This is a genomic window from Salinisphaera shabanensis E1L3A (genome assembly GCF_000215955.2).
Classification (GTDB): Bacteria; Pseudomonadota; Gammaproteobacteria; order Nevskiales; family Salinisphaeraceae; genus Salinisphaera; species Salinisphaera shabanensis.
This window is the reverse complement of record NZ_AFNV02000009.1, coordinates 20,604-41,366: the sequence shown is the minus strand read 5'-3', so window position 1 is coordinate 41,366 and position 20,763 is coordinate 20,604. Positions and strand designations below refer to the sequence as shown.

Here is a 20,763-nt window from a genome sequence, read left to right as displayed (position 1 = left end):
GGCGGATAGCAGCGCCGGGGTGGCTAGAGCCCGTGATTGGCTGCAACGGCTGCGGCGATGATGACAGCGCCGCCGGCCAATAGAGCAGCATGTAGAGCATGAAAGTATCGCCACGCACGATTTGGGTCGCGCGCGCCGAAAAATAGCCGTTGCATTAGACCGAGCGGCTCGGCGACGAACAGTGCCAGCGCGAACAACAGCCAGTAGCCGATCATCGCCTGCAACCACCAGAAACGCGGTAATGCCAGCCATGCCCAGGCATCGAAGGCGTATAGCAGGTAAAAGCCGGACAGCCCGGTCAGAATGAGTGCGATGCGTGCTTGCAGCGAGAAGCGGTGCTCGATCGCTTCAAAGAGCCGGGGTGGATCGTCATCGAGTTCACGCCGCAGTGCCGGCAGAAACACGAGCGTGACGAACGCCAGTCCGCCGATCCACCAGACGACCGAGAGCACGTGCACCGCCAGCGCGAATCCGGGCAGTGTCATCTGCACGTGTGCCCGCTGTTCTGTATCCGTTGCCAGCAAGAACGGGCTATCGCGGGGTCGTGGTGCACGTGCGCATGCGGCCGGTGCGATGGCCTCGGTACAATAGACGGCATAGTGATGCAGGCCTCGTCGAAGATCATGGTGGCTTGGGGGCGTGCTCGGCTATGAGGCGATTGTGAAGACAGGCGCTTGAGCGGGTAGGCTCCGTGCCCGGAATATAGCGATGCTGGGCTGGCAGGCCATTGACCGGCATCAAGGAAACAGTGGCCAGTCTTGCTTGTACTGGCTGATCGAGGATTGTCGATGAGTAGCCCGGATGAACGCCTGGTGGCGGAACTGCGCAAGCACTATCTGTTCGCCGATCTGAGCGACGCGCAGATGGCGGAGCTTCGACCGCATTTGCATGTGCGGGCATTCGAACAGGGCGAAACGCTGTTCGACCAGGGCGATCATGCATCGTCGTTCTTCATGCTGGACCGTGGCACTATCAAGCTGTTTCGCGTGTCAGCCGGCGGTCATGAAAAGATCATGCGCCTGATCCAGGCAGGGCAGAGCTTCGCCGAAAGCGTGATGTTCATGGGAGAGCCGCGTTACCCGGTCAATGCGCAGGGGCTCACGCCGGGACGGCTGGTGTCGATCTCGACCCCGGCCTATATGCGTGTGATGGAAACTTCGTTCGCGATTTGCCGGACCGTGATGGCCCGTATGACGGAGCGCATCCAGTCGCACTGGGACGAAATCGAAGCGCTGACGCTGCAGAACACGCAATACCGCATCGTTCATTATCTGCTCGGTCTGGTGCCGACTGCCGAAGCCCCGAGCGCGGATCTGAGCCTGCCCACGCGCAAGGGTGTGATCGCCAACCATCTGGGCGTAACCCCGGAAACGCTTTCGCGCGTGCTGCGCGTACTCCAGGAAGAAGACATCATTCGTATGCAAGGCGCGCACGTGCATATCCCGAGCGTGAGCGCGCTGCGCCGTTATTCTGCGTAGCGCGTTCATCCCGGACTCGTCATAACCAGAGCACGTCTCCGGCGCGGCTTAGTCGCGATCGTCGTACACTTCAATCACATCGCCGACGACTCGCAGCGGAAAGCTGTGAATATCCTCGTAGGCCGGCGGCGCGGTTACCCGCCCAGTGCGAATGTCGAAGCGCGCACCGTGACGCGGACAGACCGCGCACCCGTTTTCGACCCAGCCGTCGGCGAGTTCGCCGTCGTCGTGGCTGCAGCGATCCTCGATCGCGAAATACTCACCGCGGAGGTTGTAGACCGCGATCGGCTCATCGTCGATATCGCAGCGTAAACACTGCTGATCGGGGATTTCGCCGACGCGGGCAACCGCGGTCCAGTCCGACGATGTCATGCGGCCTCCAATGAGTCGGCCGGACCGAAGAACTCGTAGTGCATGTCGCCCGCGCCAACGCCGCGTGTATCCAGAACCTGGCATACGTGCGAGAGCATGGCGGGCGGGCCGCAGAAGTAATACTCTCCGGCCTGATCACCCAGTAGCTCGTCGAGTAGCGTGTTGTCGATGACGCCTTGACTAACTTGCGCGCCGTCGGGCGTGGTTCGCGGTGCCGCGTCGCTATAGCGCACGTGCAGCGTGAAACTCGGATGCGTGGTCGCAAGCGCGCCTAACTCCTCGACAAAAGGCCGTAGCCGTTCTTCGCGCACTGCTTGAATCAGGATCACCGGGCGGGCCGGCTGTTCCTCGAGCGCCGCGTGAAGCATGGACAGCAACGGCGTGATGCCGACACCGCCGGCCAGCAACACCAGAGGGTGGCTGGGTTGTGTGGCCGGGGACAGCGTGAATTCGCCGCACGGCGGGCTCAGACGTACGCGATCGCCGACGGCCAGTTCGTCGTGTGCATAGTGCGAGAACACGCCGGCGGGTGCCCCGGCGCTCGCCGCCTCTTCGCGCTTCACGCTAATCCGGTAATAGGGCGTGCCGGGCGCGTTCGACAGGCTGTAATTGCGCAAGGCCGTGCCGCCGTTGGGTAGCGACGTGTGAATGGCCACGTACTGACCCGGCTTGTGGGCGGCCAGCGGCTGGCCGTCTTCGGGCTCGAGATACAGCGACACGATGTTGTCGGATACCGGTTCGCGTCGGGTGACAACGAACGGCTTGAAGCCAGTCCAGCCGTAGCGCTGCTGCTTGGCGTCGTACAATGAATGTTCGCGCTTGATGAAGATATCGGCCAGCTGTGCGTAGGCGGCGGCCCAGGCATCGAGCACTTGCGGAGTGGCGGCGGCGCCCATTACGTGTTCGATGCTCGCGAGCAGGTTCTTGCCGACGATCGGGTAGTGTTCCGGAAGAATCCCGAGCGAAACATGCTTGTTCGCGATCAGCTCCACCACGTCGCTCAGGGCGGCCGGGTTGTCTACATACTGTGCGTAGGCGCACACCGCCGACGCCAAGGCACGCTGCTGACGGCCGGATTGCTGATGGGCGGGGTTGAAGTAGGGCTTTACCTCGGGGTTGTTGCGGAACATGCGGGCATACATGTCGCGCGCCAGCTCTTCGCCACAGGCCTGAAGGGCGGGCGCCGTGGCCTTGATTGTTTCTGTCTGTTGGTCGGTGAGCATGCGTGCCTCCTAAAGTGGCATCTGATTTACCTGTTTAAAATGAGTATATAGTTTACCTATTTGGGGTCAAGCACATGCAGCTCACCACCCATACCGATTACGCGTTGCGCCTGCTAATTTTTATGGCCGTGCGCAAGGACAGTACGCCGGCACGCGTACAGGATGCAGCTGCCCGCTACGGTATTTCCGCCAACCACGTCGCCAAGGTGGCGCAGACACTCGTGCAGCTCGGTTATCTGCACAGTTTTCGCGGCCGCGGCGGCGGACTCGCATTGGCCATGCCGGCCGAGTCCATCAACATCGGCGCGCTTGTCCGCCGTACGGAGAATTTGCGTCTGCTTGAATGTTTCGGCCCGGATTCGACATGCCCGATCGACCCGGCTTGTGTGCTCAAACGGGCGCTGGCCGAGGCACAGCAAGCGTTTCTGCAGGTGCTCGATGGCTACGATTTGAGTGATCTGGTGGTCAACGGCGACGTATTGCATGAATTGCTGGGCCGGCCGTGACCGCAAGCTACAGCGCTGATGAGTCGCCTGCAGGATGTTTTTGAGTCAGCTCATCGTGGTAGGACAGCTTTGGAAAGCACGGCGCGGGCTAGCCGGACGAACAACGGGCTGGCAAGGTGTCGCTTTATTCGAAAGGAGTCTCTTATGGCCCGTCCCGATCATGCGAGCGCGGCAGAAATCCAGACATACCTGAGCGGTATGGAATACCCCGCCTCGAAGCAACAGCTCGCCGCGCATGCAGAGCAGCAGGGTGCCACGCTGGGCGTACGGACCGTGATCGATGCGCTGCCCGACGACGAATACAGCGATGCCGCGGCCGTTAGCCGGGCGGTGGGCGCGGTCGAATAACCCGTTTCCACCCATGGGCGAGAGCGCGAACTGGCCCTATCGTTGCATGCTTAGGCTGGAATCTCTGCGGTCAGACAGACCGGCTTAGGCATCAACACGCGGAAAAATCAGCCTATGAAAATCGCGGTCATCGGCGCCGGCAACGTCGGCGTGAGCATCTGTGACTATATTCTATTGATGGGCTCCTGCTCGGAGCTTGTGCTGGTCGATATCGACCGCGAACGTGCCCAGGGCGAGATCATGGATTTCTCGCACACCACGGCACTCACGTTCGCGCGCAATACCCGGTTGGTCAGCGGCGATTACAGCGATTGTCGCGATGCCGATATCGTCATCATCACCGCCGGCGCCCAGATCAAGCGCGACCAGACGCGCGACGAGCTCGCCAGCATCAACGCCGAGATCACCATCGACATCGCCCGCGAGGTGGAGCGTTACGCGCCTGATGCGCTGTTGATACTGGTGACGAACCCGGTCGACATAACCGCGTATTTCGTGATCGCGAACACCGGCTATCCGCGGCACCGTGTGATCAGTTCCGGCTGCATCATCGATACCGCCCGTTTCATGAAGATCGTCGGCGATCATCTGGGCATCGATCCCAAGAACGTTTTTGGCTACGTGCTCGGCGAACATGGCAAGACAGCCTTCATCGCCTGGTCGTTGAGCAATATCGCCGGCGTGCCGCTCGACGCTTACTGCGCTCGCCACGATCTGCCGATACTCGACCGCGACCGCGTGCTGGAGGACGTCAAGCAGGTCGGCCTGGAAATCTTTCGACGCAAGGGCAACACCGACCACGGAATCGCTGCCAGCGTGTTTCGCATCGTGCAAGCAGTGAGCGTCAACGAACATTCGATCCTGCCGGTCGGTGTGATGCTGCAGGGCGAGTACGGTCTCGACGATGTGGTTCTCAGCGTACCGGCGGTTATCGATCGCACCGGCGTGGCGCGTGTGATCGACTGCCCGCTGGAGGACGAAGAGCGCAAGCGTCTGCACGACTCTGCCGCATTTCTGCGCGGCGTCATTGATACCGTTCGCCACGAATCGAAAAACTGATTCATGACCGCCCGCGAGAGGCCGTGGTTTTCGGCGCCAGGCCCAGGCCGGCGAATAGGCCGGCCCGCATACGGTCTCAGGCACTCGCCGTAGGCCGGACGACTATTTCTGTCGTATCGACATCCTCGGGCTGCTCAATCGCGTGAGCGATGGCGTTGGCGATCGCCTCAGGCTTGAGCGCTATGGACCGATACGTTGCCATGGCCTCGGCAGCGCTTTCGTCGGTAATACTGTCGGCGAGTTCGGACGTGACGACGCCGGGATAGACGCAAGTCACACGGAGCTTGTCATTTTCCTGGCGCAGACCGTCCGAGATAGCGCGTACCGCGTATTTGGTCGCACAGTTCGACCCCCTGCTGGAGGCGCGTATGCAAACGGTATTACCGATTTGCCAGCAGCGCGGTATTACCATCATCTCCAACATGGGGGCGGCGAATCTGCTCAGGCTGCAGAAAAGACGCGGGAGATTGCACAAGCGCTAGGGCCCACCGGTCTGAAGATCGCTTATGTAACCGGGGACGATGTCCTGGACCAGGTCAAGCAGCGCGATCTTCCGGTGCTCGAAACGGGCGCTCGCTCCTCGACCTTGAACGCGCACCTGGTTTCGGCCAATGCTTATCTGGGCGCTGCGCCGATCGTCGAGGCCCTGGCCGGCGGTGCCGACGTGGTCCTCACCGAACGTGTCGCTGACCCGGCGCTGTTCGCCGCACCGCTCATTCACGAGCTGGGCTGGTCGATGACTGACTGGCACAAAATGGGCCAGGCGACACTTGTCGGTCATTTGCTGGAGTGTGCTGGTCAGATCACGGGCGGCTACTTCGCCGACCCCGGTTTCAAGGATGTGCCCGACCTGGGCCGACTCGGCTTCCCACTCGCCGAAGTGGACGAGCAAGGCACGGTGGTGATTACCAAAGTGCCCGGCTCCGGTGGCCACGTCACGTTGGCCACCTGTAAGGAGCAGCTGCTCTATGAAATTCATGATCCCGCCTGCTATCTCACGCCGGACGTTAAAGCGGACTTTTCGCAGGTGGAAATGACCGCATTGGGTAGCGATCGGGTGCAGGTTCGTGGCGGATCAGGCCGCAGCAGGCCGGAAACCCTGAAGGTTTCTATGGGGTACCTCGAAGGGTATATCGGCGAGGGGCAGATTTCCTACGGAGGGCCCGGCGCCGTCGCTCGTGGGCGCCTGGCGCTGGACATCATCCGGCAACGTCTGGCCCTGCTGGGCGTGATTGCCGATGACGTCAGTTACGACCTGATCGGCCATGACGCATTGCTCAACACGGCGTGTAAAGCGCAGCCGAACGAGGTGCGTATGCGTGTGGCCCTGCGTACAGAGGACCCCGACGTGGCTGAACTGGTCGGGCGCGAAGTTGAAGCGCTGTATACCAATGGGCCGGCCGGCGGCGGTGGCGCCAGCCGTAGCGTGCGCCAAGTGCTCGCGGTCGCTTCGGTGTTGCTACCGCGGGGCCAGGTGAACCCCGCGGTTCACTATCTTTCGGTATGAGCGATCATCCGCGTGGCACGAATTGAGCCCGCATCGTGGACGGGCGAGGCATGCGCCGGCGAACAGGCGCGTCAGCAGCGCCGGTCCAGGGCGAGAAGACAGCAGTGGAGGCAATTTATGAAGCTATGCGATATCGCGCACGCGCGTACTGGCGATAAAGGCAATATTTCCAATATATCGGTGATTGCCTACGATCCGGCCGATTTCGACTATCTTGCCCGTGAGCTGGACGAACAGCGTGTCGCCACGGTTTTTTCCAGCATTGTGCAGGGGACCGTGAAACGTTACGACCTGCCGCAGTTGGGCGCCTTCAATTTCGTGTTGTCCCAGGCTCTGGGCGGCGGTGTGACTCGATCGGTCGCACTGGATGCCCATGGCAAGAGCCGCAGTGCCTACCTGCTCGACCTCGATCTGGCAGAGCGCTAGAAGACAATGGCGCCACGTATCGTCCTGGTTCGGGTGCGCCCAGGTACGCGTTCACCGGCGTTCGCTGAACAATAACCAACGGCGTCTTTTCGGCCGGGTTGCCTGATATCGCCGAATCGAGAGCAGCCGGCCAAACCCCGACATAACTGGCCGCGGTCACGGTATAACACCGCTAGAGCAGAGCGGCACCTCGGCGCCCGCCAGACCCGCGGTGTGCGTCACGCGCCTCATCGACGACGGCATTCGTCGGCCGGGCTGTTCTTCTTTTGAAGTAAAGCGGATTGTCGCCTGCCTTCTCGATGGCGCGGCGCGGATCAGGCGTCGCCACGAGCTGCCTGTCGTGCGGCCAGGCTTTTATCCCTCGTGTTGATCATCACGGTCGGTTTGCAGGCTGCGACCAGCTTAAAAACTGCCACGCACGGCCGATAAACGCATATCGAGGAAAAGGTATGCCATCCGTATAGACAGGGGAACAAATGAGCCGCGCCTCGCCAGACGACGGTATGCCGCTGTCCCATCGCCATCGCCGCAAGCTGCTGACCCTGCTGTTGATGTTCACCGCGCTGTTCGGTGCGATCTTCGTGGTCGTGAACTTCTTCGGCGCACGCTACGCGCTGATGGCCGTCGAGATGGCGCTTACCCTGCTTACCTTGTCCTTGTTGCCGGTCGTGCGAACCACCTACCACTTGAGGCGCTGGTGCCTGTGCTATCTCGGCCTGCTCTATGCCGCGACGATCTATGCCCTGGCGTCGCCGACCACCTCGGTCACGGTATTCAGCTGGGTTATGATAATGCCGCTTACCGCGCACCTGTTATTGGGGCGCCGCTTGGTTGGTCTGTTTTCGGTGTTCTATCTCGCGGTGGCGGCCGGCCTGTTTTTCTGGCGGTTCGGCACGGACGTGGCCGTGAGTGCGCCGGGCGCCACTGCCAATATCGTCGCCGTCACGATCTGGACCTACCTGTTTTCCTATTTCTACGAGGCCAGCCGCGAATCCGCCGAGCAGCAACTTTCGCAACAGGCTCTCACCGACTCGCTCACCGGTCTTGCCAACCGCGTTCATCTCGAACAGGCATTTCATCGTGCAGCAAACGAGGGCGCGCTGCCGCTGTCGGTGCTAATACTCGACCTCGACCATTTCAAACGCATCAACGACGAGCACGGCCATGCTTGCGGCGATGCCGTGCTGAAAAAAATCGCGGACACCCTGCGTGAGCAGACGCGTGTCGACGATGTGGTCTGTCGTCTTGGTGGCGAGGAATTCTGCATATTGCTGCCGCGTACCGATAGCGACGCTGCCTACCGCATGGCCGAACGCCTGCGCGAAGCGATCGAGGCGCTTTGCTGTCGTCATAACGACGCCTTGCTCGCGCTTACCGCCAGTATTGGTGTGGCAAGCACTGTCAAACGCGGTGGTCACCTGGACCCGATGCTGCACGCGGCCGATGAAAAGCTATATCAAGCCAAGTTCGGTGGCCGCAATCGGGTGGTGTGCTGAGCATAGGTAAAAGGCATTGCCGACGATAAAAGCGGGGCATTGCCCATAGCGAATAGCGTCGTGTGTAGCAAATTGCTATGCTTTGCGTATGCGCTATTTCACCAGTGTCAGACGATGAGTGCCACGTCCATTCGTGTTTCAGAAGAACTGTCGAACGCGTCCAAAGCCGAATCCCGGCTCATGCACCGCTCCCAGGCGGGACAGATCGAGTATTGGGCGCGGATCGGCCGCGCGATCGAACAGTCTGGCCAGTTCGACTATCAGCATATCGCGCGAGCGCTCAAGGCCGAGATTCCGGTGGATGATCTCTCGGCCTACGAGAAACCGGTCTTCGATGCCATGCATGACGAAGCCATGCGTGACGCCAACACCGACGAAGTACGGACCCATGAGCGGCGAATGAATGTGTTTCGCGATAACGGCGTGGATGTCGATACGCTCGGTGACTGATGGCCGAGGTTGCCCAGCCGTCGCTGTTCATCCTCGCGGGCCCCAACGGCGCTGGTAAATCCACGCTTTATACCGATCGTGTCAGGCCTGCTACGCGTGCGCCGTTCATCAACGCCGACGAGATCGCCCGCCAATGGGCGGCCGAAGGCATCGAACGCGACGCTTATGCCGCCAGCCGGGAAGCAGCCGTACAACGGCAACGATTGATCGACGAACGCCGATCGTTTGTCACCGAAACGGTTTTTTCCCACCCCAGCAAGCTCGCGCTCGTCGAAACAGCGTTGGCCGCCGGTTATCGTGTCGTGCTCTATCACGTACATGTGCGCCTACCGGGCATGTCGGTCGCCCGTGTCGCCGCGCGCACGGTCGTCGGCGGCCACGCTGTGCCGGAGAACAAGATTCGCGAACGCTACGAGCGCAACCTGCCGCTGATTCGCCAGGCCGCGTCGAGGGCGAGCGCCACCTTGGTGTTCGATAATTCGAAACGCGGCCACCCACCACAATGGTTGTTGTCGTTGGACCACGGCGTAGTCATCGCACAAACGCACAGGCCGATACCGGACTGGGCCGTCCGCTTATATCTTTGAGCCGGATCGATACTGGCCAGCCGCTTCCGAATGCGTCCTGCATCGGATTCGCTGCGATCGAATGCACGGCGCAGCCGCGGTGAACGTTTCCCTCGGCCGGGGTTCTCTCGGCGGGGTAGCAGGGCGCGTATACGCGTTCGGTACGCTGCTCCGGCAAGCACATGAAAACATCGGCCGGAATCTGAATTCGAACAGTCCCGTCCCGGTTATCCAAAACCCGAGTCCCAAAACAAGGCAACGTGGTAGTAACGGGAAGTTGAACCGAAAGCGCGCCCAGTGCTAAGCCGAGCGGGGTCGTCCGAACGCGCACAAACACATTCGAAGGGGGCAACCTTCGCCGATTCGGACTTGCAGATTGGCCGGGGACGGGTCAGATTTGGAGATCTGATCGATCGGGGGATCAACATCGAAAGTTTCGACCGGCGGGCGACGCAACTCATGGGGGAGGCGCTGGCGGCTCTACCGGACCCGGTCTTCGTGCTCACCGAGAGTGGCCGTTATGCGGCGATCTTCGGCGGCCAGGATCGTGGCTATTACCACGATGGCTCCTGTCTGGTGGACTTCAGCCTCTACGATGTCTTGTCGCGGGAACAGGCCGACTGGTTTCTCGCCGAGATCCGCGCCACCCTGGCCGCCGATTGTCTGCGCATCGTCGAGTACGACCTGGCCGCTGCCGATGTGGCGGGTGTTGATACCAACCACGGGCCGGCCGCGCCGATTCGCTTCGAGGGGCGCGTGCAGCCGCTGCGCTCGTCCGTCAACGGCGAGCGCGCGGTGCTATGGCTGGCGAGCAACATCACCACCCGCCACGAAATAGAGCAACGTTTGCGTCGCCTGAGCGAAACCGACGAGCTGACCGGCGTTCCCAATCGCCGACGTCTGATGGACGCGCTCAACGAATCGCTCGCTAAACTCGATAGCGAGAACGGCCGCATCGCCTTGCTGATCATGGATATCGACCGCTTCAAGACCATCAACGACCGATATGGCCACCCCGCAGGGGATGCGGTGATCTGTGCCGTATGCAGCGCCTGCGGTGCACGAATCAAACGCCGCGATCTGTTCGCGCGGCTGGGCGGCGAAGAATTTGCCACCGTGCTTTACGACATTACTGCGGCCCAGGCGTTCACGGTGGCCGAACGGCTGCGCGAGACCGTCGCCGGTGTCTGCTTCGAGCCCAGGCCCGGCGAGGCGTCGCAAGTTACGGTAAGCATCGGCGTCAGCGTGGCCGGGCCCGACCGGCGTCGCAGCCACGATTTGCTGAGCCAGGCCGATGCCGCCCTTTACGCCGCGAAAAGCGGCGGGCGCAACCGCGTGGTTCTAGCGCATGAGTGTGATTAGCCTGAATTCGTGTAAGAACCACGACGACCTTGAATGCAGGTAAACGCTCACGCGTTGACTCCGCATGCCAACGCGAACACGACCTCGAGCGTCCACGTTTCGCCATTGAACGTAGCGGCCGTGGCCCGCACCGTCTTATAAGTAGACTTCAAACCGCCGCTTGAGACAACGCTGGCGACAACGTTCGCCGCGGAGGCATTCCCAATGACCGAAACCGCAACCGCCGAGCCGTTCACGCTCGACAATACCTACGCGCGCCTGCCGGGCGAATTCTATGCACACGCGGCGCCGACCGCTGTCGCCGCACCGCGCTTGCTCCGGCTCAACCGGCCCCTGGCCGATCAGCTCGGCCTCGATGCGCAGGCGCTCGAAGGCTCGGCAGGTGTCGAGATTCTGTCGGGCAATCGCGTTCCGAAAGGCGCCGAACCGCTGGCGATGGCCTATGCCGGGCATCAGTTCGGCAACTTCTCGCCCACGCTGGGCGATGGTCGCGCCGTTCTTTTAGGTGAAATCACCGATCGCAACGGCGCCCGTCGCGATATTCAGCTCAAGGGCGCTGGTCCGACCCCCTTTTCGAGCCGGGGTGACGGCCGCGCCGCGCTCGGCCCGGTGATACGCGAGTACGTCGTCAGCGAAGGCATGGCGGGCCTCGGTATCCCAACCACACGCGCGCTGGCGATGGTGGCCACCGGCGAATCGGTATTTCGCATGGGCGCCGAGCCAGGCGGCGTGCTCACCCGCGTCGCCGCCAGCCATGTCCGCGTCGGTACCTTCGAATACTTTTCGCGACGCGGTAACAAGGACGCAGTACGCGCGCTCGCCGACTATGTCATCGAGCGCCACTACCCGAACGTCGCCGATGCGGAGAATCCTTACCAGGCCTTGCTAGAAGAGGTCGCGGAACGCACCGCCGACCTGATCGCGCAGTGGTTGCTGGTCGGCTTTATTCACGGCGTGATGAACACCGATAACGTTTCCATCGCCGGCGAAACGATCGACTACGGCCCCTGTGCGTTCATGGACGCTTACAACCCGGCAACCGTGTACAGCTCTATCGATCGGGGCGGGCGTTATGCCTACAACCAGCAGCCGGGGATCGGGCAGTGGAACCTGGCACGATTCGCCGAGGGCCTGTTGCCGATATTGGATGAAGACGAGACGCAAGCCGTAGCCCAGGCCCAGGCCGTGCTGGAACGTTACATCAAGCGCTTCGAAACCACGTATTACGACGGGCTGGCAGCCAAGATCGGCCTGCAAGAACGCCGCGAAGGCGATGCCGACCTTGCCTACGAACTGCTCGAGTGCATGACCGAGCAGGGCGCCGACTTCACGCTCACGTTCCGGCACCTGGCCGATCTTGGTCAAGATTCGGACGAGCGCGACGACGCCGTACGCACGTTATTCGACGACTCGGCCGGCTTCGATCGCTGGGCGGAGCGCTGGCGGCAGCGTCTCGCGGCGGACACCCGCGACGATGCGGCACGCCGTGCGGCCATGCGCGCGGTCAACCCGGCTTATATCCCGCGAAACCATCGTATCCAGCAGGCGATCGACGCCGCCGAGGCAGGCGACTATCAACCGCTGGATGAACTGCTCACGGTGGTCGCAAAGCCGTTCGACGACCATCCCGAGCTCACCGGCTATGCGCGACCCCCCAAGCCGGAGGAAGTCGTAGAACGGACGTTCTGCGGCACCTGAACTCTCTAGCCGCGGATGTCGCCGCCGTGCGTAAAAGCGGCGTCATCGTCATCGCAGCGGCCGTCGTTAACGCCGGTATAACGTGGACTTGGGCTGGCCTTGTGCATCCGCTCAGGCCATTCGCCCGTTATGCTGGTATCAGGCCGCTGCCACAGACCGGCAAGCCGATTGCGGTGATCGCGCTCAGCGCCCGGATTTCGGCTCATCTGCCTTAACCCAAAGCGTGTCGAAATCGAACGCCGTATCGGCCGGTCCGCGGATAGGTTTGACTCACTTCAAATGAACTCGAAGGATTGCACGATTATGTCTAGCCCCGAACACAAGCAGAAGATCTGGAATCTCATCAAAGACATCCAGGTAGGGATGCTCGTCACGCTGGACGAAGACGTGCCGCGTGCCCGTCCCATGCATCTGGTACAGGATGAATACGACGGCACGATCTGGTTCTACACCCGCCGCAGCTCGGAAAAGGTTCTGGAAGCCAAGGGCGATAGCGAAATCTGCCTGACGTTCTCCGACCAGGAAGAGGGCGTTTATGTATCGATGTCGGGTACCGCACGTATTACCGACGATCAGGCCATCATCGATAAGTACTGGAATCCCGGCGTCGCCGCCTGGCTGCCGGAGAAGGAAGACCCGGACGTCGTCATGCTCGAAATCGACATCAAGATGGGCGAGCACTGGGCGGCCAAGGAAAGCAAGGTCTTTCAGCTGTATGAAATGGCCAAGGCCAATATCAAAAGCGACAAGACGCCCGACATCGGCGAGAACGAGAAATTCGGCGGCTGATTAGCCAAGCCGATTGAGAAAAGAAACGCCCGTTCGTCGGGCGTTTTTTTATGCATGGTGTTGAGCGGAATTGGCCAGTGCGGTGCTCAAGCACGTAAGCGGGCTATAGGAATTGGCGTCGACGAAAACTAGGGGTTGGACTCAGTTCGGGACGCCGCGTCTTTGTCGTAGTAATAATCGCCCATGATCCGCTCAGCACCGCTGCGTTGATCCAAGCCGTCCGTCAACACATTGTGCTTAATCAGCGTGAAACCCAAGCTCAAGAAACCGATGCCGAGCACGATGAATATCACAAGCCGATACGGGCGCCAACGCTCGCCCATCATTTGATATAGGGCGCCGTTGATTCTCAGAATGGCGTGGTTGAAAAAGCTAATCGGAACGCCTCGCTGAAAAGGCCAGCTAGCAATTGCCTAGGCAACTTAGCTTAAATACCCGGTAACGCCCGCTCAAGCGGCGCACGGCGGTTCAGTTTAGCCGTGCTGATACACGGTCGATGGATGCCAGTATGAATAATCACTTGGACCGTCGAATGAATTGAGAGCGGGCGAGCTCATCGGCTTTTCCGCCTACCGCGTCAATGGTTACTTCATTCCGCATGAACTGCTCAACGACCGCTTTCATGTCGTCAGGGATAACGTAGCCTTCGAGCTCGATCGACGCCTGAGCATTGGCAAGGCGCCGGCCACGCTTCAAGTTCTCCCATGCACTCCGGTTACCAATCGGGCCGTGCTTGCGCTCGACCTCGCCGATATACCCATGCATGAGATCCCGCAAGACTTGCGATGCGGGTCGCTGCTCTAATCTTGCAGCCGCGTTGAACCGATCGCGTAATTCGCGTTCGACGCCGAGGTTAACCGACCGTTTTCTTACCATGGACGCGCCGTCGGATATGTCGAAACCACGAGCGATTATACGCCGCCAAATAACGGGCCTCACTCGTCGTGAGCTCTAGATCGTCCAAGGCTGCTTGGTGATGCGATTTGGCTTAAACTTCAACCATGAGTGGCATAGTGGATGAACATACAGAGGAACTGGCAGCGCTGGCGCGCCGCTACGGCGTAGCGCGCCTCGAGTTGTTCGGATCCGCCGCCAGCGGCGAGTTCGACCCGGAAACCAGTGATCTGGATTTTCTGGTGGAGTTCCAGAATCCGGGGCCTGAAGGCAAGTTCAACGACTATTTCGGATTACTGCACGAGTTGACGGTATTGTTCGGGCGGGATGTCGACCTTGTGAGTACGCGTGCGATCAAAAACCCATATTTCCTGAAAAGCGTGAACGAGACACGGCGCACTGTTTATGTCGCGTAGCACCGCCATGTACCTATACGACATGCTGCAGTCCGCACGGGGGATTCGTCGGTTCAGTGAGGAAAGAACCTACGACGACTATGTATCCGACCTGATGTTTCGCTCTGCGGTGGAGCGGCAGTTCGAGATCATCGGCGAGGCGCTGAACCAACTGGGCAAGCTCGATCCCGCTACACAAGCGCGCGTGCGCAACTTCCGTAATATCATCGGTTTCCGCAATATTCTGATACACGGCTATGCGGAACTGGACGATAGCCTGGTATGGAATGCCGTGACCGATAAGCTCCCGGAACTCGAAGAAGACGTTTCGAAGCTGCTTGACGAGTTGGGTTGAGCCGGGCCGGGAACCCATAGGCCCTTTTCATACTGCTCTGATGCTGATTAAGGCCCAGGCAGCAGCGGTCGTAATGTGGCAATGCAAGACCTGACCGTCGCTCTTCGCGCAAGTACTAGTGTGGCCATCGCCCGCACGCCTAACGGCCGGAACCGGCCGGTGATGTGTGTGGCCGACGAAAAACGCGACAAGGCGAGAGCAGTGGCCGTCGGCGCTCAGTGCGGGTGATGGGGCGGCTGGAATTAGCGGAAGTGGGGTTGGAGCAGTTTGGCTTTTGCTGCGGGATTTGAACTCGCCAGGCAGAATCCAGGATAGAAGCCCTAAGCTTGGGCTCGCGCGTGAGATCGGGTGCATAGCGAAGCAGGGCGGTAGAGTTAAGTACACTGTCGCCGGATCAGATTATGAATGCGCTCGATATGGCGATACAGCGCAGACAACCAAGGCCTGGACTCATCCACCACTCGGATCAGGGCGCGTTGTATAGCGGCCACGCGTATCGTGATTATTTGGCCCGACGACGGATCACACCGAGCATGAGCCGCAAGGGCAACTGCTGGGATAATGCGGTGGCCGAAAGCTTCTTCAGTACGCTGAAGAATGAACTGATCTGGGGCGGCGGTTCGAATCGCCATCACAGGCCAAATCTGCGATCTTCGACTACATCGAGGTCTTTTATAACCGACAGCGACTACACCAATCGCTGAACTATCAGACACCGGAAAACTACGAACGTAAGCTAACGACCAACCCCTGATCTGGCTGTCCGAAAAAGTCGGGGCATCTCATACTGTCCCCGGATCGCCGCCCCCGGATCGCCCACCTAGAGACGCTGAAGGAGCTTACTTAGCGCCATTCGGGTTTGTCCCGAATGGCTAATTACATGGCCCCGAATTGTAGCTCTTGACGACTTCAACTCGGATAGAGTATGTTTTTCCGCAGCGCTTACAGGAGCGTGCCGCCCGCTATGGCAAAGCCTAGAGCACTGTAAGCATTCATCTTAGACATTGGTTTTTTTCAGAAGAGTCTGTTAGCGGGCGACGGAACTTTTAACCTTCTGAGAGAAAATATGTCTAAAGAAATTACGCCTTCCATCGTTCGTGATATCAAGGTTGCTGCTAAGCGCCTTGGTGCTGCGCTTCCGAACGAAAAGCATACTCGTTTGCTCGATATCGCCGCTCATGCGATTTCCGGCGCAGCTGACTACCAGCAAGTGGTGCGCGAGGCCAAAGCGGGTCTTGCAAAAGACAAGCGATTTTCGAAAGAACGAATGTCGTACGCAGACTGGGCGGAGGCACGTGCTACGTTCAGGCGCGGTTACTGGTACTTCGTGCCAGATAAGCGAGCTGTCGTTTTCGAAGGTGAGTTTGCACCTTATATCTTTTTTCTGCGCCAGCTCGGCAGCACTGGTGCCCTGTTGGACGCAGCGCTCCAAATCCAGAAGAAGAAGTGGCCTGACGAGTTTCGGAAAGATCCTAGATTACTATGTCCAGATTACCAAGTAGATCATTTCCTTGGGCTTATTGACGATCTCTGCCGTTTCTACTTCGATGACTCTATACAAGGCGTTTTTTCTCCAGGGGGAAGGGTCATAACGGCGGTAGACTGGGAGCGAGCAATAAGCGAGAAAGCTGCGATGCATCCCCTAAACTGATCACTCGCTTGCCTTTGGCTCACCCCGCTGAGACGAGATCGATAGCCGAGAGGACAATGTTAGGGCTCGATCTTCCCGCGAAGTGATCCGCAGCGGGCATTTTAAAAAACTCGAGGGCGGAAACATAGCTGCCCTCGAGTTTTTAAAATTTGCGGTGTAATACTAAGTCTTTAATTGCGACAACACCTGATCTTATTGATCAATCGGCTCACGTACTTCCCGCGCCGTGATCACCGTCATTATTAGGCTCGCCGAGACAGCACACCGAGTATGAGTCGGAAGCGAGACTGCTGGGATAATGCGGTGGCCGAACGCTTCTGCAGTACGCTGAAAAACGAACTAATCTGGGACCGGCGGTTTGAGTCGCAATCACAGGTCGAATCTGCGATCTTCGACTACATCGAAGTCTTTTATAACCGACAGCGACTACACCAATCGCTGAACTATCACACACCGGAAAACTACGAACGTAAGCTAACCACTAACCCCTGATCTGGCTGTCCGAAGAAGTCGGGGCATCTCATACTGTCCCCGGATTCCCAGGGTCATTTTATACACAAACCTACACGTGCAGCATTCGCAGAATAATGCGCGTGCAAGTGAGCAATATCGTCTAAGCTTTTGAAAAGGTGTATTGATAACTGTCTAGCAAAGACATCTTTACGCGGTGATGAGAGCTGTAATTGCTGGAATAGCCAAGAAGAAGTTAAGTAGAAAAAGTGCAACACTACTTTGCCGTAAAGAGTGCTAAATCCATCGATTAGCTGGAACTTGCTGACAGGAACGCTGCCATTGGCTGCTGACCTGGCAGTGCGATAATTATTGCACATCCCACGAAAATTCAATTCTGGCTGGTCGCCCTTCTTTCGAGCTACAACTACGGACCCAGGCTTCTCTCTCTCGATCAGGGGGTGGGCATGATAAGTTAACATCGCGTTATCTATCGTTCCGATTCGAGAAAATATCGGTTTATACTTGCTAATAAGCTCGTGAAATTCATTGCCAATATGGCGTGGAAGCTCATTACCGAACAAGTCAGCGACGAGATCAAAAATATGCTCGGTACAGCAAACGTCGTTCTCCCAGCTGTATCCGTAAGTAGTTATTACGCAGTGCGGATAAACTCGGTCACTGTTAGACCAATCGTAGTCGAGGTCGATCGCAATAACGACATTGCGAATTGCCTCGCTTTCTATTTTTTCTGCAATATCGAGCAAATGCAGTTTGCGTCCGCGCGGCGCGATGTGAACAGAGAGGTTAGGGAAAAAGCGTTTTGCGAAAGCCCTCCAGAAAACCGCATCGTCACTCTGATTTGGTTGTTCATAAAATGACTGCGCGTCACTTCCGTTGCTTTTCCCGCCTTCCACGAAAAAAATTAGATCAGCTTTAAAGAATCTTGGTAAGTTAGACAATCCGGCCGGAGTCCGACTAAACGCTTTCGTCGTCGCCAAAGTATTGCCCCATATCGATGAGTTTGTCTGAATGCCGGCCGACGATATCGGGAGAATGCGTAGCTATAAATAACTGAACATTGGGGTTCATCGAAGTTATCGAATCCACCAGCTTTTCTTGCCAAGCGACGTGCAAAGATAGCTCCGGTTCGTCGGCGACATAGATAGAAGGCCGGTTCTCTTGAAGTAATGCCTCTCCAAGAATGATAAATATCTGTTTTTCACCCGATGAAAGATAACTTAGCGGTATGTTCTTTTGCTTTGCAGTTTCTATTACCGGTTCATTTTGATCGCTAATAGTAAGCTTTTTCCTCTTATAAAAGCTATTAATTAGATTAAGAAAAAGGGTGCGAGGCTCGTGTATTTTGTTTTCCCGCGCCTTCATTTTTGTCCATTCTTGTACTAACGAATGAATTCTTGAGGTTAGGATAACCGCAGCTATGTCGAGCGTTTTGAGAGGTTCATCGTTCTGAAGTTTTTCGGCCGCTTTTCCGTAATTAGAGAAGTGTTTTTCCAGCTTAGCGCTGTATTGATCGTGATGTAAGTTGAACTGCTCGAATATATCGCTTAAGGACGACTTTTCTTGTTTTATTGTATCGTCAGAATTATCAGCAGTTGTTAGCGGAATATTTCGATCGGCTAACAAATTGAAAAATATCTCTTTTTGGAAGCTGTTTACTAGATCGGAAGCTGATTTCTCGAGCTGAGAAAAATATCGTATCATCCGGTCGGAAAGTTCATCTACTTTCGTGTCCACAGCGGATTTTTGCGAGTCGCCTCCGGGGTCCGTCCCTACTGGAGAACGATGAACGGAAAGCCAACTGACGGATGTTAGCTCACGGAGGTGCTGATAAATCGATTTTTCGTTACTCTTCCGTTCTATAGCCTGCCGGTGAATAAGGGTGCCGTCGGGCTGCCTATATACGCGCCTACGTCGTCGATACCCCGGTTTGTGTATATCGAATTGGTCGTAAAACTCATCTAGTGAATAATCGGTCGCAGGGCCACTGGTGGTGTCGCGGATTCGATAACTTACTTCCGCGAATGGCATTTGCTTGCGGTGCTTTTTAGCTATCTCTATAACGGGTTTCGTTCGATCCGCCGCTGAGGAGAGTTTGATGGAAATTTTTGTAAACGGTATTCGATCGAGCGTTGGTAGATCGGCAGTTAACGCTGCAACGAGAAGATTTATAGTTGTTGTTTTTCGAGTGCCGTTTTCCCCGATCAGAAATGTAACATCCGAATTCAAATGTAACTCTACGTCGCGTTCATTCCAAAGATCTTGAATCGCTACACTTTCTACCGTGTTTGATTTTGGTTTAAGTTCCATCTATTCGAATTGGTTAAACGTGTGGGTATAGTTGTCTAGGCGCAAAGTTAGTATGCGGTATGAGGTCTTGGCGCAGGTTGTGCTCAAGGCTCGATCTCGTTCTGATTTGCGCCCATAATCCGATCGGCAAGCCCCGAAACTCGAGAAGCCCGTCGACTAATAGCACGGCACAAGCCCTTCCGGTTAGCAAACACAACCACCCGCTTCCGACCTCGAGTCAATCCCGTATAAAACAACTCCCGCGTCAAAACCGGCACGTCGTAGTCTGGCAGCACGAGCGTGACCGCATCGAACTCCGAGCCCTGACTTTTGTGAATTGTCATTGCATACACGGCGTCGTGCGCGGGTAGTGCGCTTGATAGGAAAGCCCGCAGCCCGTTATCCCCTTCGAACCAGACCCTAAGTTGCCCGTCATCGTTTTCTAGCGCAATACCTACATCGCCGTTGTGGAGTCCGGTTTTATAGTCATTTCGTCTTACGGCGACGCGCGGCCGCGATATGAGTATGGGCGACAGGCTGGGGCGGTGTCTGCTCGTGCAATCCTGAGTCGCTCCATAGCCGCACAATCGGTAGCGACCAATTGGAGTCAAAACCCGGCTTCTTTTTGATGCCTGAAGGCGAGGATGTAAACCGCATCGTCGCCGGGTGCATGCCGGTACAGCGCGACGTAACCGGCATCGCCGAATGGGATGACCAGCTCCCGCAGCTCGGGGGCGTGAGATAATGGACTAGTTGGGGTCAGGTCTTGCATCGTGCGCCGCCGCAATGACATTGGACTCCGTAAGCGCGCCAAGTACAGCATCGGGCCGCCGGTCAAGCACATTTAGCAAAACCCGAGCGGGGCCGTGCGGCTGCCTATCCCCACGCTCCCAATGCCGCAATGTCCCGAGACTGATACCGAACGAAGCAGCGAACTCGCGCTGGGTCATGCCAACCTTATCGCGTACGGCCTTAACGTCTGTAGCCGACATTTCATGAACGACGACCTCGTTCGGCTTATTCGCTTGATGCGCGATCGCCTGTTCGAGACCGGCCTTGATACTTTCAAACGCGTCGCTCATGTCTAGACTCCTGCTGTCTTGGTGAGCAGTGCGACAAGCTGAGCAAGTGCGTTGCGTTCAGCTTGAGAGATATTGGTCTTTTCGTTCTTGCCGAAAATCGTAAGCAGATAAAGGGGTATGCGTTCGTCGTGAAAGTAGTAGACGACACGAACGCCACCGCTTTTGCCGGATCCGTCGCGAGCCCATCGAAGCTTTCGTATGCCGCCGGTGCCTCGCATGAGGTCGCCGGCTTTTGGATGTTCTGCCAGATACGCGATCAGCGCTTGGTAGTCAGAATCGCCGATCAGCTTGCGAATCTTGCGCGAGAACTCCGGCGTCTCGGCTACGGTCTGCATACGAGGAGGGT

At 57.9% G+C, this 20,763-nt stretch carries 25 protein-coding genes and 4 pseudogenes; 17 read left to right on the top strand and 12 right to left on the bottom strand.

Annotated features, from left to right (window positions below; translation table 11 throughout):
• Positions 1-23: 23 nt before the first annotated feature.
• Positions 24-485, bottom strand: coding sequence for a DUF4149 domain-containing protein (locus SSPSH_RS07105; RefSeq protein WP_021031541.1), 462 nt, complete (start codon positions 483-485; stop codon positions 24-26).
• A gap of 303 nt (positions 486-788) precedes the next feature.
• Between SSPSH_RS07105 and SSPSH_RS07100 the strand changes: the two genes are divergently transcribed.
• Entirely contained in the window at positions 789-1,478 is a 690-nt protein-coding gene (locus tag SSPSH_RS07100; protein ID WP_006915572.1) for a Crp/Fnr family transcriptional regulator, read from the top strand.
• Between the two features lie 48 nt (positions 1,479-1,526).
• Here the strand turns inward: SSPSH_RS07100 and SSPSH_RS07095 are convergent, their stop codons facing one another.
• Together SSPSH_RS07095 and hmpA are read right to left on the bottom strand one after the other, a co-directional pair.
• A complete protein-coding gene (locus tag SSPSH_RS07095; protein ID WP_006915573.1) occupies positions 1,527-1,850 on the bottom strand; it encodes a non-heme iron oxygenase ferredoxin subunit in 324 nt (107 codons plus the stop codon).
• Complete coding sequence (gene hmpA / locus SSPSH_RS07090; protein WP_006915574.1) at positions 1,847-3,073, bottom strand: NO-inducible flavohemoprotein; 1,227 nt, start codon at positions 3,071-3,073, stop codon at positions 1,847-1,849. The genes SSPSH_RS07095 and hmpA overlap by 4 nt, the downstream gene beginning before the upstream one ends.
• 74 nt (positions 3,074-3,147) lie before the next feature.
• Here hmpA and SSPSH_RS07085 point away from each other — a divergent pair, with 74 nt between their 5' ends.
• The 3 genes from SSPSH_RS07085 to SSPSH_RS07075 all read left to right on the top strand — a co-directional run bounded on the left by SSPSH_RS07085 (position 3,148) and on the right by SSPSH_RS07075 (position 4,986).
• Positions 3,148-3,579, top strand: coding sequence for an RrF2 family transcriptional regulator (locus tag SSPSH_RS07085; protein WP_006915575.1), 432 nt, complete (start codon positions 3,148-3,150; stop codon positions 3,577-3,579).
• Positions 3,580-3,723: 144 nt separating this feature from the next.
• A complete protein-coding gene (locus tag SSPSH_RS07080) occupies positions 3,724-3,927 on the top strand; it encodes a DUF2795 domain-containing protein (protein WP_006915576.1) in 204 nt (67 codons plus the stop codon).
• 114 nt (positions 3,928-4,041) lie between these two features.
• A complete protein-coding gene (locus SSPSH_RS07075) occupies positions 4,042-4,986 on the top strand; it encodes an L-lactate dehydrogenase (protein WP_006915577.1) in 945 nt (314 codons plus the stop codon).
• Between the two features lie 76 nt (positions 4,987-5,062).
• Here the strand turns inward: SSPSH_RS07075 and SSPSH_RS19865 are convergent.
• Positions 5,063-5,329, bottom strand: a pseudogene (locus SSPSH_RS19865) (SDR family oxidoreductase); the annotation flags it as partial.
• Between the two features lies 1 nt (position 5,330).
• Between SSPSH_RS19865 and SSPSH_RS07065 the strand changes: the two are divergent.
• The 8 genes and pseudogenes from SSPSH_RS07065 to SSPSH_RS07025 all read left to right on the top strand — a co-directional run.
• Positions 5,331-6,493, top strand: a pseudogene (locus SSPSH_RS07065) (acyclic terpene utilization AtuA family protein); the annotation flags it as partial.
• Between the two features lie 117 nt (positions 6,494-6,610).
• A complete protein-coding gene (locus tag SSPSH_RS07060; RefSeq protein WP_006915580.1) occupies positions 6,611-6,919 on the top strand; it encodes an AtuA-related protein in 309 nt (102 codons plus the stop codon).
• Positions 6,920-7,395: 476 nt separating this feature from the next.
• Positions 7,396-8,415 (top strand): GGDEF domain-containing protein, encoded by a 1,020-nt coding sequence (locus SSPSH_RS07055; RefSeq protein ID WP_006915581.1) that lies wholly within the window; start codon positions 7,396-7,398, stop codon positions 8,413-8,415.
• A gap of 114 nt (positions 8,416-8,529) precedes the next feature.
• The gene (locus tag SSPSH_RS07050; protein WP_006915582.1) at positions 8,530-8,865 is read left to right on the top strand and encodes a TA system antitoxin ParD family protein; all 336 of its coding nucleotides are present in this window, start codon (positions 8,530-8,532) and stop codon (positions 8,863-8,865) included.
• A complete protein-coding gene (locus SSPSH_RS07045; RefSeq protein WP_006915583.1) occupies positions 8,865-9,452 on the top strand; it encodes an ATPase in 588 nt (195 codons plus the stop codon). Before SSPSH_RS07050 ends, SSPSH_RS07045 begins: the two co-directional genes overlap by 1 nt.
• A 438-nt stretch (positions 9,453-9,890) precedes the next feature.
• Positions 9,891-10,793: a GGDEF domain-containing protein gene (locus SSPSH_RS07040; protein WP_006915584.1), complete on the top strand. Its 903-nt coding sequence runs from the start codon at positions 9,891-9,893 to the stop codon at positions 10,791-10,793.
• A 204-nt stretch (positions 10,794-10,997) separates the two neighbouring features.
• The gene (locus SSPSH_RS07035) at positions 10,998-12,491 is read left to right on the top strand and encodes a protein adenylyltransferase SelO (RefSeq protein ID WP_006915585.1); all 1,494 of its coding nucleotides are present in this window, start codon (positions 10,998-11,000) and stop codon (positions 12,489-12,491) included.
• Positions 12,492-12,794: 303 nt separating this feature from the next.
• Positions 12,795-13,280 (top strand): pyridoxamine 5'-phosphate oxidase family protein, encoded by a 486-nt coding sequence (locus tag SSPSH_RS07025; RefSeq protein WP_006915587.1) that lies wholly within the window; start codon positions 12,795-12,797, stop codon positions 13,278-13,280.
• A 128-nt stretch (positions 13,281-13,408) separates the two neighbouring features.
• Here the strand turns inward: SSPSH_RS07025 and SSPSH_RS07020 are convergent, their stop codons facing one another.
• Positions 13,409-13,606, bottom strand: coding sequence for a hypothetical protein (locus SSPSH_RS07020; protein ID WP_006915588.1), 198 nt, complete (start codon positions 13,604-13,606; stop codon positions 13,409-13,411).
• Positions 13,607-13,796: 190 nt separating this feature from the next.
• Complete coding sequence (locus SSPSH_RS07015; protein ID WP_021031538.1) at positions 13,797-14,156, bottom strand: antitoxin VbhA family protein; 360 nt, start codon at positions 14,154-14,156, stop codon at positions 13,797-13,799.
• Positions 14,157-14,293: 137 nt separating this feature from the next.
• On the opposite strand from SSPSH_RS07015, the gene SSPSH_RS07010 reads away from it, so the two are divergent.
• From SSPSH_RS07010 to SSPSH_RS19860, 5 genes and pseudogenes are all read left to right on the top strand, one after another.
• On the top strand, positions 14,294-14,590 hold the full coding sequence (locus SSPSH_RS07010) for a nucleotidyltransferase family protein (protein WP_006915590.1): 297 nt from the start codon (positions 14,294-14,296) through the stop codon (positions 14,588-14,590).
• Positions 14,580-14,924: a HepT-like ribonuclease domain-containing protein gene (locus SSPSH_RS07005; RefSeq protein WP_006915591.1), complete on the top strand. Its 345-nt coding sequence runs from the start codon at positions 14,580-14,582 to the stop codon at positions 14,922-14,924. The genes SSPSH_RS07010 and SSPSH_RS07005 overlap by 11 nt, the downstream gene beginning before the upstream one ends.
• Before the next feature lie 398 nt (positions 14,925-15,322).
• Positions 15,323-15,678: pseudogene (locus SSPSH_RS18390) on the top strand (transposase); the annotation flags it as partial.
• 312 nt (positions 15,679-15,990) lie between these two features.
• Complete coding sequence (locus SSPSH_RS06995; protein WP_021031535.1) at positions 15,991-16,575, top strand: hypothetical protein; 585 nt, start codon at positions 15,991-15,993, stop codon at positions 16,573-16,575.
• 270 nt (positions 16,576-16,845) lie between these two features.
• Positions 16,846-17,067: an IS3 family transposase gene (locus tag SSPSH_RS19860; RefSeq protein ID WP_021031534.1), complete on the top strand. Its 222-nt coding sequence runs from the start codon at positions 16,846-16,848 to the stop codon at positions 17,065-17,067.
• A 53-nt stretch (positions 17,068-17,120) separates the two neighbouring features.
• On the opposite strand, the gene SSPSH_RS18385 is transcribed toward SSPSH_RS19860, so the two are convergent.
• From SSPSH_RS18385 to SSPSH_RS06965, 6 genes and pseudogenes are all read right to left on the bottom strand, one after another.
• Positions 17,121-18,026 (bottom strand): DUF4435 domain-containing protein, encoded by a 906-nt coding sequence (locus SSPSH_RS18385; RefSeq protein ID WP_161627815.1) that lies wholly within the window; start codon positions 18,024-18,026, stop codon positions 17,121-17,123.
• Positions 18,004-19,356, bottom strand: a complete 1,353-nt coding sequence (locus SSPSH_RS18380) for an ATP-binding protein (RefSeq protein ID WP_021031533.1) — start codon at positions 19,354-19,356, stop codon at positions 18,004-18,006. The genes SSPSH_RS18385 and SSPSH_RS18380 overlap by 23 nt, the downstream gene beginning before the upstream one ends.
• A gap of 83 nt (positions 19,357-19,439) precedes the next feature.
• A complete protein-coding gene (locus tag SSPSH_RS19670; protein ID WP_275450705.1) occupies positions 19,440-19,922 on the bottom strand; it encodes an ATP-binding domain-containing protein in 483 nt (160 codons plus the stop codon).
• Between the two features lie 20 nt (positions 19,923-19,942).
• A pseudogene (locus SSPSH_RS19855) lies at positions 19,943-20,083 on the bottom strand (type II toxin-antitoxin system RelE/ParE family toxin); the annotation flags it as partial.
• Position 20,084: 1 nt separating this feature from the next.
• Positions 20,085-20,417 (bottom strand): helix-turn-helix domain-containing protein, encoded by a 333-nt coding sequence (locus SSPSH_RS06970; RefSeq protein WP_006915196.1) that lies wholly within the window; start codon positions 20,415-20,417, stop codon positions 20,085-20,087.
• 2 nt (positions 20,418-20,419) lie between these two features.
• Positions 20,420-20,752 carry a type II toxin-antitoxin system RelE/ParE family toxin gene (locus tag SSPSH_RS06965; protein WP_006915197.1) on the bottom strand — a complete coding sequence of 111 codons (333 nt, stop codon included), beginning with the start codon at positions 20,750-20,752 and terminating at the stop codon, positions 20,420-20,422.
• Positions 20,753-20,763 lie beyond the last annotated feature (11 nt).